Genomic DNA, 14,150 nt, shown 5'->3' on the forward strand with positions numbered 1-14,150 from the left:
TCAGACGGCCTCAAGCCGTTGCAGCCAATCGGCAACGCCTTGCCAGTATGTGCTGTTTGCGCCCGGGGTTTGCGTGATGTTTAACGGGTCGGCAAACCCTTGTTGCCCCTGCCCGCGGGCATATTCCAACAAAACCCATATGCTGCCCTCCCAGCCGCTCTGCCCTTTGGGCTGTTCGTAACACCAGCCCACGGCAATCCGGCGCTCCGCGTGCAGGCTGGCGGCGGCAAGTCGCAGAATCTGCGTCCATGATTCGGGGCGGTTGTCTGCCGCCAGCACCAGCGATGCGCCGCGGCTGCCGAGCGCCTGGGCGGCGTGGAAAGCGGGAGCGTTATGCAGGTTGGCAATAAAATCGAACGGCATGGCGGCATGGTGGTTGAGCACGTTATCGGTCATTTTTTCAAACAGCGAAGGCGACGAAAACGGCGTAGCCACATAAACCGCACAGTCTTCGCACACGGCGGCACGGCTGCGCAGGTTGCAGGCACCGAGCGCGGCGAGCAGGCTTAAGCGGCTGAAACGGCGGCCATCGATGCCGGTTTGCTGCTGCAAGGCTTGTTTGAGCGTTTTGCCGCTAACCGACGGATCGCTGTCGAAACGGGCGGCGGCGGTGATGTTTATATTGCGGGTTACCGTGTCCATTGCCATACCATGGCGGTGTTGCTGCCGCCGAAGCCGAAGTGGTTGCTTAAATAAAGGCCGTCTGAAAACCCAATGCGCCGCCCGTTGCTGTCTGCGCCTTCACCCTTATGCAGGGCTTCGGCCAGCAAGGCGGTTTCGATTGCGGCGGCCGCGCCAAGGGTGTGGCCGGTTTGAGGTTTGAACGCCAACAGGGGCGGCGGGGTGCCGAACACATTATGCAGGGCTTGCCATTCGGCCGCGTCGCTGTCGGCGGTGCCGATGCCGTGGGTTTTGACGGCGCGCACGGCGGCGGCATCGGTTTGCGCGGCAGCCAACACCCGCCGGATCAGCGCTTCCTGCGCTTCGCCGTCGCTCTGCACCAAACTGCCGCTGCCGGTGTTGGCGGCGCAGGAGCGCAGGCGCAGGTTGGAACCGGCGGGCTTGTCGGCACACAACGCCAGCGCGGCCATGCCTTCGCCCAAAATCAGGCCGTTGCCGCCGAAGGGCCGGTAGTGTTCGGCAAACAGGTTCAGGCTGTGAAAATGCAGCAGGGTGAGGCGGTTGAGGCTTTCCAAGCCGAGCACGAACGCGCGCCGAGAGCCGGGCGCCGAGAGTTGGTTATGCGCCTGAATCAGGGCGTGCGCCGACGATGTGCAGGCGGTGGCGATGCTGAAAATATCGGGGTTGCCGCTGCGCGCCTGCAAATCGCGGGCAAGATAAAGTAAGTGGTGTTCCGGCAGACTTTTTTGCGGGTAATGCCGCTCGTATTCGGAAATCAAATACGAACTCGAGCCGATAAACACCGGCGCATGGTGCCAGCTTTCAGACGGCCAGCCGGCGCTCTCTGCGGCGCGGCGCAAATGTGCTTCGGCCAGATCGGCAACGGCGGCGCGGCTCAGGCTGGTTTCGGCAAAGGCGCGGTAATATTTCGCCTGCTGCGCCTGATGCAGAAAGGTGAAGCCAAGCGTTTCGGGCTGTTGCCGCGCGCAGCCGCTTTGCGGGTTGAGCGCGCACGTAACCGCCTGCCCGCAAAGATAAGTCATGCGCCGTGCTCCGAACGCACGAAGGCGGCCAAATCACGCACCGTCGTCATGTGTTTGCGCACCATGCGGTCGCCCTGAAGCCGCACTTGGAAATACTGCTGCAAGGCCACGGCGATTTGCAGCGCATCGAGCGAATCCAAGCCGACTGGGCTGCCGTCGCCGAACAAAACCGCATCGTCGGCAAAATCGGCCAAGTCGATTTCGTCCGCTTTGCCCGAGGTTTCCAAAATCAGCTTTTTCAATTCGGTTTCCAGCGCTTCGGGCGCCAGCGTAAAGGTGTACGACATAATGTTTTCCGTTTTTTAGAGCCTGTCTGAAAACATACTGCGCCTGTTTTCAGACGGCCTTTTTAGTTTAAAACCGCACCTGCGTCTGCAACTGCCGCCTATACAGCCACACCGCCAACAGCAGCGTTGCGGCGGCAAACCCCGCCAATAATTGCAGATAAAGCGCGATGCCGTTTAAACCGCTGCGGTTGAGCAGCAGTTCCTGAAAGGCTTTCAGCCCCCACGACATCGGCGAAAACCAGGTAGCCTGCTGCATAACCTCCGGCATCACATGGGCGGGCACCATAATGCCGCCGACGGCCGCCATCAGAATCACGCCGCCGCCGCCCAGCACCACGGCGTGTTCGGTGGATTTCGCCGCCACGCTCACCAACAGCGCATAGCCCAAAGCAGCGGCGCTCACGGCGGCGGAAAGCAGCGCGTAAAGCGGCCAGCTGCCGTTTAACAGCAGCGCCGGCACGCCGATTTCGGGCAACAGGTAGCGGCCGAGCAGCAGCATGCCGGCAAACTGCAACTGGTTAATCAAAAAATAAGGCAGCAGTTTGGCGGCCACCAAGCCCGCCGCACCGGCACGGGCAAGGCGCAGGCGGGTGATGGTGTTGGTCTGCCGCTCCAGCGCCATCACGTTCGACAACGGTATCATAATGAAAAACATACCGAAAATCAGCCAGGCCGGCACACTGTGCTGCACGGCGTTCGGTTTGGCCACCGCCGCGCCCGCCGCGCTCAGATAATGCTCCCGCAGCATGGTCTGCTTCAAAAAGGCCGACACGGCATCGAACTGCCCGGCGTTTTTTTCATCGACTTTTTTCTGAATATCGTCGCGGACCCGTTTAGGCAACTGCTTGTTGTCGATGCTGATGCCGCCGTTGCCGTCGAAATAGGCGTTCAGGCGCGTTTCGGTGTAGTGCTGTCGCAGCACGCCTTTTACCGCCGCCAGCCAAGAAGGCTCGGTATCGGGCGGCACATAAATATCCAGCGGCAGGCTTTCGGCTAGTTTGCCGCCCGCCTGATTGGGGTTGTGCAGCACCAGCTGGAAACGCTTTTCATGCAGCCCTTGCTGCGCTTCTTTGAGTTTTTCAGACGGCATCAGGCTCACTGTCATCCGCTCTTTTTGCAGCGCAGCGGCAAAAGCGGTGTTGACGCTGTCGCCCGCTTTGCCCACCAGCGCGATGCGGCTGCCGCTTTGCGGGTCTTCGTCGCGGCTCAACGCCATCGACATAATCAGCATAAAGGCGATGGGCATCACAAACAACACCGCCAAGCCGTGCAGATCACGGCTTAACAGCTTGATTTCTTTCAGCAGCGAGGCGGCGATCATGCGGCCTCCCGGCGCAAAAAGTCGAGATAAAAGGCTTCCAGCGTGCCGTGCCCCTGTTGGAAATAACGGATCTGCACACCGCTTCGCTGCAACGCGGCATACACCTCGGCCGCATCGAGTGCGGTTTCCATCATGCCGTGGCCGTCGGCCGGCTGTGCCTGCAACGCGGCCAGCTGCTCGGGCGGCAGCATGGGATCGGTGATAAAGCGCACACGCTGCGTTTGCGAGGCCAAAAGTTCGCCCAAACCGCCCTGATAAACCAACCGCCCCTGCTGCAACAGGGCGATTTTGCTGCAAAGCTGCTCGATTTCGGGCAGGTAGTGCGAGGTGTAAACCACGGTAACGCCGCTGCGGGTGAGCATTTCCACGCTGTCGAGAATGAAGCGGCGCGACTGCGGGTCGATGCCTACGGTGATTTCGTCGAGAAACACCAATTCGGGCGCGTTAATCAGGCCGATGGCGAAATTCAGGCGGCGCTTCAGTCCGCCGGAAAGGTGTTTGGCGGCTTTGTGTTTGTGTGCGGTTAAATCGGTTTGCGCCAGCAAGGCGTTCAGGCGGCCTTTATCGCGCATTTTGTAGAGCGAGGCGAAAAACAGCAGGTTGTCCCACACACTCAGCTGCGGATAAAACGCAAAATCCTGCGGCACGAGGCCGATTTTCTGCCGCTCGGTGCGGCTCATGCGCCGCATGGGCTTGCCGTTAAACAGAATATTGCCGTGCTGCACTTCCTGCAAACCGGCCAACAGCGACATCAGCGTGGTTTTGCCCGCGCCGTTATGCCCGAGCAGCCCCCAGCATTCGCCTTTTCCGATATCGAGCGACACGCTGCTTAACGCATCGGTGTCTGCGCCGGGGTAGCGGTGGGAGAGTGATTGGATTTGAATCATGGTTTCAGACAGCCTTCAAACTTTTCCACAGTGCTTCTTCCTTATCGGCAATCGTGCGCAAAAAGGCGGCGATTTCGCGGCAGCCGTTTTCAGACGGCTGTTTGCACTGTTTCACGCACAGGCTGGCGAAGGTGCGCCATTCGTCGCCGATGGCGGTCATTTGTTCGGAGGCCGTCTGAAAGCGCGGTTCGCGGCAGATTTCGGCGGCCTGTTCGAGAAAATAGGCGTAGATATAGCGGAAGCCCGCGCCGCCGGTGCCGATTTCTTCCTGCATGCGCACCAAATGGCCGAGAAACAGTTTCTGATATTTGGCGGATTGCTTTTCGGGCAGCGATTCGATTTTCGCCGCCACCGTGCGTATGCCTTTCACGCCCGCGAAAAACACCGGCGCGAGCATATGTTTGGCGTTTTTGCGTACGGCGGTGCGGATGAGGGCGGGCAGTTCGAAGGCAATGCTTTCAGACGGCCTGTTGCCCGAGAGCGTGTACATCATGCCTTTGGCCGCCAGCGCGCCTTTGGCAAAGCGCGCCCGCTGCAAATCTTCAGCGGCGCAACGCTGCACGGTTTCAAACACCGGGTCGCTGAGCAGATAATCGCCGCCTTCTTTGCCGTACACCACCAGATTGTGGGCATTGAAATGAAAGCGCATATGCGGCGGAAAATAAGGCAGCCAAAACACCGAAGCCTGCAAGCCTGCGGGGCGGCCCTCGGCAATCGCTTTATCCAGCGCCGCCTGCCCCGAATGCTCGTCGGCGAATTTGCGGATATCGAGTTTCAGGCCGAGCGTTTTGCAGGTGTTTTTGATGATGCCGCGCGGCGCAATGCGGTAAGACACCAACGGCATACCGGCGAGCTTGATTAGCGGCATATACACAAAAGTCAGCCCGCGGGCGAGCCCGAAAATCAGCGCTTCGTTGAGCGCGTGGCCGTGGTAGTTCAGCAGGGCGGACATCACGCCGCTTTCGCAATGGGCGGTGTGCTGGTGGGGAAAATCGTTCATGATATTTGTTAAGACCTTGAGGCCTGTCTGAAAGCGGAATATTGCGTTAAACCGTTGTTTACCGGTTTTCAGACGGCCTGTTTGTTATTCTTCAATCGGCGAGCCGGCATCGGTGCGCTTGAGTTCGTCTATGCTGATGCGCAGCGCACCGGCGTATTTCTGCAAGGTTTTTTCGGGCAGCTTGGCGAATATTTCGGGGCGCAGGTGGCGGCGCAGCTGCCATTTCCACACGCCGGCGGCCATTGCCAGGCTGGTTTCGTCGTGGCGGAAGCGGAACATATGGTAATACAGCGGCGAATAAGCGCCGGCGGCCACGGCTTCGCGGGCGGCGCGGGTTTGCCCGTCAAGCTCGGCCACGGCCATTTCGGTGGCGTAGGATTCGTCTTGCCAGCCGGTGCTGGTGGCGGCTTCGTAATGCCCGTCGCGCGTGCCGTAGATGATTTTGCGCTGCCCGTGGTAAGACTTGCTGTTGTCTTGCGGAATGTCTTTTACGTCCATTTTTCAGACGGCCTCTACTGCTTCCAAAAGCATAAAACAAGTGGAAAAACGCCCGCTCTCGGGAATGTAACACAAGATTTTCTGGCCGTTTTCCAGCTTAAACGTGCGCATAAACTCTTCCAAAATAATATAAATCGATGCCGAGCCGGTGTTGCCTTTGCTGGCCAGATTGGTAAACCATTTTTCCTGCCCGATACCGAAACCGATGTTCTCCAGCCCTGCGGCCAGCTTGTCGCGGAAAAAACCCGATGAATAATGCGGCAGAAACCAATCGATATCCTCTGCTTTCAAGCCGTGTTTGGCGGCGATTTGCGCAAGCGGTTTTTCCACCGTGTAGTGCACAATGTTTTCGTTGAGCAGCTTCACGTCCTGCTTCACCGCCATCAGGCTGTGCCGGCGGCAATAGTCGCTATCAAACGTTTTCCAGCCCTTAAAGAGGCCGTCTGAAATTTCGGCGCCGGCATACATGCAGGCAGGCATTTCGTGGGCATAGGAAAGCAGCTCGATCCAATGAATTTTCAAACTCACGCCGCTTTCGTTGGGCCGGTTGCTCAAATGCACCGCGCCCGCGCCGTCGGAAAGCATCCAGCGCAAAAAGTCTTTTTCAAAACCGATTTCGGGTTTGGCATCAGCCAGCTTTTGATAGTCGGTTTCGCTTTGGAACACTTCGCCGCGCATAATGGCCGACGCGGCTTCAGAAGCAGCGGCCACGGCATGGGCGTGCTCACCCGTGCGCACGGCATTGTAGGCGTGTTTCATCGCCGCCATGCCCGCCACGCACACGCCCGCAGCGCTCACCACTTCGCAGGCGCCCGTTTCTTGCAACAGGCCGTGCACCATCACGCCGTGGCTGGGCATGGTTTGGTCGGGATAAGAAGTCGCGCAGGCCAAACTGCCCACTCGGGCGGGATCGGTGCCTTGCGCAAACAACTGTCTCACCGCCTCCGCCGCCAGCTCCGCGCAACTGTGCGTGGCTTCGCGCGTAACCGGGTCGATGGCGTAATGGCGCGTTTCGATGGCGTTGGAACGCAAAATCATTTTTCGCACGCGCGAAGGCAGCCCACCGGCCATGCCGAGCACGGCTTCCATATCGTCGTTGCCTACCGCTGCGTTGGGCAGAAAGGCAGCGGCACGGTTGATATAAACGTTTCGCAGTGTGTGGTTTGGATTCATATTTTATCTTTAAAATCAATATGGTTTCAGACAGGCCAGAGACCTTTGCAAAAGAGTCAGATGCGGATGCAGTTCAAGGCGTAGCAGCGCAGCGAGCGCAGACATAACATGGAGTTAGGCAAGCGAGCGAGCAGTACCCTAAAGGGCATAAACACACAACGCAGAAATGCGCCGCAGATGGCTTTTTTGCAAAGGTTTCATTCTCCCGAAGGCAAGCTGTAATACCGTTTCTGCCTGCTCAACCAGCCGCGCAACCACGGTTTGAGTAATTGTTTGATAACGGCGCTCACGGGTATCACGGTTAAAATCAGCGTAATCAGAAAAACGATGTAAAACGCCAGCAGTGCACGGCGCAGCAGCGGCGACACCCGCCCGGCCGCCATCAGCAGTTTGCCCCACAGGTAAAAACTGCGCCCGGCCGCTTTTTCGCTGAAAATCAGTTTTTCGTTTACCTTGGCGGCACCCATATTCTGAAACACGGTTTCGTCTAAGGTTTGGCCCGAAACCAGCGCATCACGCAGCTTTGCACCGAAACGTGCACCGTCGGCCAATTCTTCGGGGGCAATGCCCGCCGCAGGCAAAGCGCGGAAATATTGTTTGTTGCCCGTTAACAGCCATGCCGGCGTGGTGATAAAGCTGGCCGCGCTGTTACAGGCGTCGATTTTCACGATATTGCCGATCAGTTTGGCGCCGTTTTGCGCCAGCAGGGTTTTCATTTTTTCCTGCGCCATCAGCCACATATTGCGGCAGCCGATTAAAGTGACCACGGATTTGCCGTCCAACAATTGTTTCGTTTCGGCCCGCTGCAAAAAGGCGGTAACCGGCTGCGCGGGCGACAGAAACCACACGGTATAGGCAATCACCACCGCATCGTAATCTTCACTAGGAATTTCCGGCACTTCGATAGGCTCGGGCCGCAAGTGCACGGTTTCGGGAAATGTGTTGAAAAACCGCCAAAACGGCCACGGAAACGGATAAGGCCGCTGCGGCCGGAGATTAACGCAGTCCAAACGGACGCCCGCGCTTTGCCGCAACGGCTCGGCAAAATATTGCGCCAAGCGGCCCAGTTGGCCGGTTTGCGAATAATACACCAGCAAAACTTTTTTCACGTCGGCTTCCATCTCAACTTTTTTCAGGCATTTTCTTAGCGTATAGTCAGAAAGCTTGCGAAGCGGTTGTTTGAGGGAAAATCCGCAGATGCAAGGCAAAAAGCACAGCAAGATTGGACATCTTGCGAGCATTTTTAACGCAGCAGTTGCGGGTTTTAACCAAAAACACCGCCGCAACGCTTTCTGACTACACGCTCTAAAATTTAGAAACTTATTTTAACCGAATTAACGCAATCATGCCGTCTGAAAAGCTATTTTTTCAGACGGCATCCGACAATGGCAAAACAACATTTTCACATTTCAATAATCAGAAAAACCAACGGCGCGGTGTTGCCGACCGCTTCACAGCGCCTGCTTGGCAAACGCATCCAACTCTTGGCCTGTTTGAACCTGGTTGAAGCGCATCACGGTGCGGTCGCCCTGTTTTTCGCTCAATTCGATGCGGCGTACCACGCTGTCGCCGCTGATGTCGATGTGGTTGAAAATCTGCTTCATCAGCGCGGTTTTCGGGTTCAGGCGCAGCGTCCATTTTTGCGGGCTGCCGGAGAGCTGCAAGTCAAACTGCTTTTCCAAGCCCTGCGTATTGCCGCCGAGCAGGTCGAGAAACAGGCTGATTTGGCGGTTTTGGCCGCTCATTTTGCTCTGGTTGGGCTGAACCCAGCTTTTGCCGTTCCACTGCATAATGCCGTCGGCACGCACGCGCAGGCGGTTGTCGAACGGTTTCTGCATATGCCACAACAGCCCTTTTTTGGGCACCAGCACGAATTGGCCGGCGGTGGTCATCGGCTTGGCAAGCGATTTCAGATGGCGCTCTTGGGTGAACGCGCCCTGCACGTTGGCGGGTTTTTGCAGGGTTTGCGACAACTCGGCGGTGGAAAACGCCCACAAAAGCGGGCTGGATAAGGTTAAAGCAGCGGTAAACAGCAGTTTTTTCATCGGTTGCCTTTTCACTAAAACGGTTGAATTTCAGAAACGGTTGAATTTCTCGGTAGATTTCTTCAAACGGCAGGAAACATTCTTCAAATCATGCCGCCGCCCGAATGCTTTTTCAGACGGCCTCAAACGTGGGATGGCGTTGCACGGCGGAGAGCCAGCTTTCCGGCGTTTGAAACTGCATTTCGCCGTTTTCGAGCGACACCGCCACTTGGGTGGTGGAGGCTTTGGTGAGCTTCGCGCCGCTTTCGATATCTGTAATGGTGTAGTCGATACGCAGGCAGCTTTCGATTTCCACCACCGCCGCTTCTACGCGGATATGCTGGCCGAAGCGGGCGGGCTTCACATATTTCAGGTTCATCTGCACCACCGGCCAGCTGAAACCCTGCCGGCCCATTTCGTTATAGTCGTAGCCGATGGCGCTCAAGAAGGCGCAGCGCGCCACTTCGAGGTATTTCACATAATGGCCGTGCCACACGATGTGCATCGCGTCAACATCGAAAAAAGGCACTTCCAATTCTATACTGTGGCGGCAATAAATATGTTTAGCCATTGTTTGCGTCGTTCCAAAAATCGTAAAAATTAAACCATTGCAGCGGGTTTCGCGCGCATTCCTGCGCCAAAACATCGGCAAAACGCTGTGCGGCGGCGGCCACGGCGGCGTTGCGCCCGCCCCGCTTCCAGTCGGTTGCGTCTAAAAAACGGCTCAGTTTCAGATGGTAGCGGCCGTTTTGCTTGATGCAGAACAGCGTGTGTACGCGGGTTTTCAGCAGCCCCGCCAAGAGCCAGGCGCCCTGCGGCATATCGGCGGGGCTGCCGAGAAAGGATACCGGCACGGTTTTTTCGCCGCGCACCGGCACGCGGTCGGCGGCCACCGCCAGCCATTCGCCCGCATCGATGCGGCGGTGCAACTCCATCATCAGCGCCGCGTCCAAATCGGTTACCTGTATCGTCTGGATGCGGTCGGCACCGGCTTTTTGCAGCGCTTCGTTAAAGGCTTCGGCATGGCGGCTGTGCACCAGCACGTTGAGCTTGAAGCCCTGATGGTGCGACACCAGCGCGCGGCACACTTCCACATTGCCCACGTGCGAGCAAACGAAAATCTGCCCGCGCAGGCTGCGGTCGCCAATCAGCGCATACACATTATCCGGGTCTTCCAACACCAAATCTTCGTAGCGGATTTTGCGCTGCCACACGGCAAAGCGGTCGCACACCGCCCCGCCGAACGCCACAAACTGTTTGAACACGGGCAGCCGCTGCGGCAGCACGGCATCGGGAAAGGCCGTCTGAAGCCTTGCCTGATAGCGCGCGATATTGCGCCGCTGCTTGGGCGCAGTGGCGTAAAAATACAGCACCACAAACCAGATGCACGGGTTCATCAGCCACGCGGGCAGGTGGCGCACCATCAGCGTGGTGATGCCCAAAAACAAACGGTTGCCGCGTTCGTTTTGCGCCGCCCAGTGTTCGGAATCGGAAGTCGGTTTATTCATGGTTTTCAGACGGCCTTTTGCCGAAAGTGCGCCGCCACACCATTTCGCAAAACAGGCGGGCATGCATTTTGCTGATTAACACATTGTCTTCAAAAGCGCGGAAATGCGACACGCCGCCCTCGGCGTATTGCACCGGCGTTTTCACCCACACCGGTTTCACCCCGCGCCAATAGAGGCGGATTAAGATTTCGGTGTCGAAATCCATACGCTCGCCCACATGCTCTTCGCGCACCACGGCCAGCGCGGCGGCGAGCGGATAGAGGCGGAAACCGCACATGCCGTCTTTGATGTCGGTTGACCAAGTGTGCACCATATTCCAAAAATCGGTGATTTTGCGGCCGTAAAGCCGTGCTTTGGGCGCATCGGCGCCGTATTGCGGCCAGCCGCACACCACCGCTTCGGGGTTTTGCGCGGCGGCGGCCAGCAGCTTGGCGGTGTCGTCCAAACAATGCTGCGCATCGGCATCCACCTGCAACACATGGGTGTAGCCGTGTTGTTCGGCATAAGCCAAACCGTCTTTCACCGCCGCCCCCTTACCGCCGTTGGCCGCGCGGTACAGCACCGCCACGCCTTGCCGCCGCGCCGTTTCTTCCAACACCGGCCTGCAGTCCGCCCGCGAGCCGTCGTCAACGATTAAAACGTCCAAACCGAAAGCGCGCACCGCTTCGGCCACCCGGGCGATGGTGGCCGGGTGGTTGTAGTGGGGGATAAGGGCTAGGGTTTTCACAAGTTTATCCAGCAATAAAATTTATCATTTTCCTATAATTAAAATTTATTCTTCTAATATTTCTTTCAATAATTGAGATGCCCGATCTTGAGATAAAATATCTGCATGACTACCTATTTGGGTACTATATTTCTCACCCAGCTCCTTTTCTGGAGAGATGAGAAATTCTAAGGAACATGAAGCAAGCATTTTTCGTAATTGCTCACTAGGGTAAGTACGGTCTGTCTTATCAATCGTCCCAAATAGATATTTATTTTTGCTTAAGGGAATAACGATTGACTTTAATTTATCACCTTTTTCATAAAAAGGCCTCCATCTTCCCTCTGAATTTACAAAAACAACAATAGAATCCCCTAAAAATAATTTATCTTTAATTTCTACAATTTTAAAGCTTAACTTAGAAAAAATAGCTATTTTTTCATCAGGAGCAATTGTCTGTTTTAAAGCTTTAATATGTCCTTCTTTTATTTTTTTAATTAAGTAATCATCAGAAAATTCCTGCCTTAATCGTTTGGCCATATCTATTAATAAATCCTTAGGGAGATTTTGAATGATTAAATCTGGATTTCTTTTAATTATTTCTATCCACATTTTTTTTTGATGATTTGGAATCATACCATATGAATTTATTTGTTCTGCTATAAAATTATTATCATTGATAATTTGATTTCTTAAATAAGTAAAAAAATTTTTTTCATCTTCAAAAAAAATACGAGAAATTTGTTGTACCATATTTTTAATTCCCTGAAGATAATTCATTCTTAGGTGCCTAGTTCTTATCTCAAAGTGAGCTACTATTTTAGCTGCTGATTCACTAGGCAAAACTTCCCCATTTAGACAAGTCCGAAAGTCATTAATAATTGGTGCAATTAAATTTTCTTCTTCAGTAATCAAATCGTCAACAAGTACATCTTCTCCTTCTGTATAAAAATATCCTTCAACACCAATATCTTGAATATTAGATAAGTAAGCTGCCTTTCCAGCCCGTATCACAAAAGCTTTTTTCTTATCGCCTTCAATGGCAAAGCCACGTTGCAAAAATTGTGGAATATAGTGCTGCCTTTTCCCTGCCATGTGCATTCCTTCCATTTCAATAAGATATACGAGATATTATTCAGCGTTGTAGGTTGGGTTAGCCGTAGGCGTAACCCAACAACATATCCGAACTGTTCAACAGGCCGTCTGAAAAACGGATTGTTGGGTTACGCCTACGGCTAACCCAACCTACCACTAACCTTTCAGACGGCCTCAAACGTCCCAAACACAATCCGTCCCGAAGCGCATGCCGCTTCGCCGTTTTCCAGCTTAAACGTCAATTTGCCTTTGTCGGCATCGTATTTCAGCTCGGCAGACACGGTGTCGTTCGGGCGCACGAACTGCTGGTATTTCAGGTTTTCCACGCGCACGATGCTGCGGCGGCCCCAGTCGAAGCGCGCGGCCAAATCGCGCACCCATTGCAATTCGATTACGCCGGGCACCAGCGGAAAATTGGCGAAGTGGCCGCCGAAATATGCCAAGTCCAGCGGCACGCGGCCTTCGAAGCGGTAAACAGCGGGGGGTTCAGACAGGCATTCCCGCCATTCGGGTGCGGTTTGTGCCTGCGTGAAGGCCGTCTGAAAATCGGCGGCGGTAATTTTCGATTGCGCGTTGCGCGGCAGCTCGGCGGCAAACCGCCAGTAGCGCGGCAGGGCAACGGTGTCCTGCGTGGCGGCCAAGTGCGTTTTCAGCGCGGCGGCCACCTGCGCCCGGCCCTTGTCCCGCAAGGCTTCGATGCCTGCGGCATTCAGCGCCGCCCACACAGCCACCCGCTTGTGCTGCGGGTGCGGGGCGCAGAAAGCATCGGCCACCCATTCGTGGGCGAGCAGGTCGTTTTCGATTTGGTTGAGCGACACGCGTTTGTCTTCGAATTTGATGATACGGTCGCGGCGGCCGAGCAATAAAAAGCCCTCTGCCTGCGGCTCGATTAAGTCGGCGGTTTGGAAGCGGCCCGCCGTCCACGGCGATTCGGCCCACAAGGCTCCCTCTTCGCTTTGGCCGACGGCAACGGCGGCAAACGGCTGCCATGCCCGCCCCAACCGGCGCGAGGCGATCACGCCGGTTTCGGTGCTGCCGTAGATTTCAAAAGGCCGCACGGCGTGTTGTTCCAATAAATCGGCAGTGGCTTCGGGCAGCACGCCGCCGGCCGACACGATGCCCGCAACTCTGCCCTGCAAGGCCTGCCAGTTGCGCGCTTCGCCCAAACGGTTCAGCACCGCCGGGCTGGCGATCCACAGCGTTTTTTCATAAGCGGCGGCCGCGGCCAGCAGGGTTTCGGGATACACATTCTGCGGCCTATCGAGCGTCCAGCCCATCGTGAGCGGCAGCGCGAAACGGAAGGTGAAGCCATACATATGCTGCGGGCTGACGCTGCCGACAACAACGGGGTTTTCGCGCGCAAACGGCACGGCTTCGGCCAATGCCGTCGCTTCGGCCTCCATCTGCGCGGCGGTTTTCACCATAATCTGCGCTTCGCCGCTGGAGCCGGAGGTTTTCAGACAGGCTTCCGAATCTGCAGCAATCTGCCAATCTGCCGGCGTTTCGGCTTCGGGCGGCACGGCTTCCAACAAGGTGCGGATATCCCAAACCTGGTTTTCGAGGCCGTCTGAAAACGCTTTTTCATGCGGCGCATCGGTCAGCCAGATATCCGCAGTGCCGCCCCAAGCCGCGTTTTCCCGCGCCAGATTCGGCGGCAGCAACACCCGCGCCCCCGCATGCCACGCAGCCAGCATCGCGCAGGCGAATAGCGCGGCGTCTTCAAACCACAAGGTGGCGCTTCGGATGTTTTGTGTTTGCAGGCGGCGGGAAATAATGAAGACGGCACGGTTGAAATCGGCACGCGTCCAATTCGGATGGGCGGCGATCAGGTGTGCTTGCGGAAGATCGGGCGAGAGAATGTGGGTGAGACGCATGGTTTAAACTTTTTATCAGCCGGTTAAAACGGGAACCAAACAGGAAAATGGTTTCATTGCTTGGAAAATATATTAAAACATTTTGTTTGCCAATGGGATAAATGCCTGTCTGA

15 protein-coding genes and 1 pseudogene are annotated in these 14,150 nt (G+C 56.0%); all 16 read right to left on the reverse strand.

What is annotated here, in order from left to right; all coding sequences use genetic code 11:
- Positions 1 to 648, reverse strand: coding sequence for a hypothetical protein (locus tag Q4C79_RS00270; RefSeq protein WP_303089028.1), 648 nt, complete (start codon positions 646 to 648; stop codon positions 1 to 3).
- Positions 630 to 1,664: a beta-ketoacyl synthase N-terminal-like domain-containing protein gene (locus Q4C79_RS00275; protein WP_303089029.1), complete on the reverse strand. Its 1,035-nt coding sequence runs from the start codon at positions 1,662 to 1,664 to the stop codon at positions 630 to 632. Before Q4C79_RS00275 ends, Q4C79_RS00270 begins: the two co-directional genes overlap by 19 nt.
- The gene (locus Q4C79_RS00280; protein ID WP_085364779.1) at positions 1,661 to 1,951 is read right to left on the reverse strand and encodes a phosphopantetheine-binding protein; all 291 of its coding nucleotides are present in this window, start codon (positions 1,949 to 1,951) and stop codon (positions 1,661 to 1,663) included. Before Q4C79_RS00280 ends, Q4C79_RS00275 begins: the two co-directional genes overlap by 4 nt.
- Positions 1,952 to 2,018: 67 nt before the next feature.
- On the reverse strand, positions 2,019 to 3,272 hold the full coding sequence (locus Q4C79_RS00285) for an ABC transporter permease (protein ID WP_303089030.1): 1,254 nt from the start codon (positions 3,270 to 3,272) through the stop codon (positions 2,019 to 2,021).
- The gene (locus Q4C79_RS00290) at positions 3,269 to 4,159 is read right to left on the reverse strand and encodes an ABC transporter ATP-binding protein (RefSeq protein WP_303089031.1); all 891 of its coding nucleotides are present in this window, start codon (positions 4,157 to 4,159) and stop codon (positions 3,269 to 3,271) included. The genes Q4C79_RS00285 and Q4C79_RS00290 overlap by 4 nt, the downstream gene beginning before the upstream one ends.
- A 4-nt stretch (positions 4,160 to 4,163) precedes the next feature.
- Entirely contained in the window at positions 4,164 to 5,159 is a 996-nt protein-coding gene (locus Q4C79_RS00295) for a BtrH N-terminal domain-containing protein (protein ID WP_303089032.1), read from the reverse strand.
- Positions 5,160 to 5,243: 84 nt separating this feature from the next.
- A complete protein-coding gene (locus tag Q4C79_RS00300) occupies positions 5,244 to 5,657 on the reverse strand; it encodes a hypothetical protein (RefSeq protein WP_303089033.1) in 414 nt (137 codons plus the stop codon).
- A 3-nt stretch (positions 5,658 to 5,660) separates the two neighbouring features.
- Entirely contained in the window at positions 5,661 to 6,830 is a 1,170-nt protein-coding gene (locus tag Q4C79_RS00305) for a beta-ketoacyl-ACP synthase III (RefSeq protein WP_303089034.1), read from the reverse strand.
- 15 nt (positions 6,831 to 6,845) lie between these two features.
- Positions 6,846 to 7,022 (reverse strand): annotated as a pseudogene (locus Q4C79_RS00310) (lipoprotein signal peptidase).
- A gap of 5 nt (positions 7,023 to 7,027) precedes the next feature.
- The gene (locus Q4C79_RS00315; RefSeq protein ID WP_303089035.1) at positions 7,028 to 7,939 is read right to left on the reverse strand and encodes a dialkylrecorsinol condensing enzyme; all 912 of its coding nucleotides are present in this window, start codon (positions 7,937 to 7,939) and stop codon (positions 7,028 to 7,030) included.
- 342 nt (positions 7,940 to 8,281) lie between these two features.
- Positions 8,282 to 8,875: an outer membrane lipoprotein carrier protein LolA gene (locus Q4C79_RS00320; protein ID WP_303089036.1), complete on the reverse strand. Its 594-nt coding sequence runs from the start codon at positions 8,873 to 8,875 to the stop codon at positions 8,282 to 8,284.
- Positions 8,876 to 8,987: 112 nt separating this feature from the next.
- On the reverse strand, positions 8,988 to 9,425 hold the full coding sequence (locus Q4C79_RS00325) for a thioesterase family protein (RefSeq protein WP_303089037.1): 438 nt from the start codon (positions 9,423 to 9,425) through the stop codon (positions 8,988 to 8,990).
- Positions 9,418 to 10,362, reverse strand: a complete 945-nt coding sequence (locus Q4C79_RS00330; protein ID WP_303089075.1) for a glycosyl transferase family 2 — start codon at positions 10,360 to 10,362, stop codon at positions 9,418 to 9,420. The genes Q4C79_RS00325 and Q4C79_RS00330 overlap by 8 nt, the downstream gene beginning before the upstream one ends.
- Complete coding sequence (locus tag Q4C79_RS00335) at positions 10,355 to 11,089, reverse strand: glycosyltransferase family 2 protein (protein ID WP_303089038.1); 735 nt, start codon at positions 11,087 to 11,089, stop codon at positions 10,355 to 10,357. Before Q4C79_RS00335 ends, Q4C79_RS00330 begins: the two co-directional genes overlap by 8 nt.
- Before the next feature lie 45 nt (positions 11,090 to 11,134).
- Complete coding sequence (locus Q4C79_RS00340; RefSeq protein WP_303089039.1) at positions 11,135 to 12,163, reverse strand: DUF4238 domain-containing protein; 1,029 nt, start codon at positions 12,161 to 12,163, stop codon at positions 11,135 to 11,137.
- Between the two features lie 164 nt (positions 12,164 to 12,327).
- The gene (locus tag Q4C79_RS00345) at positions 12,328 to 14,037 is read right to left on the reverse strand and encodes an AMP-binding protein (protein WP_303089040.1); all 1,710 of its coding nucleotides are present in this window, start codon (positions 14,035 to 14,037) and stop codon (positions 12,328 to 12,330) included.
- Between the last annotated feature and the right edge of the window lie 113 nt (positions 14,038 to 14,150).

It is taken from the genome of Neisseria sp. (assembly GCF_030523955.1).
Lineage (GTDB): Bacteria > Pseudomonadota > Gammaproteobacteria > Burkholderiales > Neisseriaceae > Neisseria.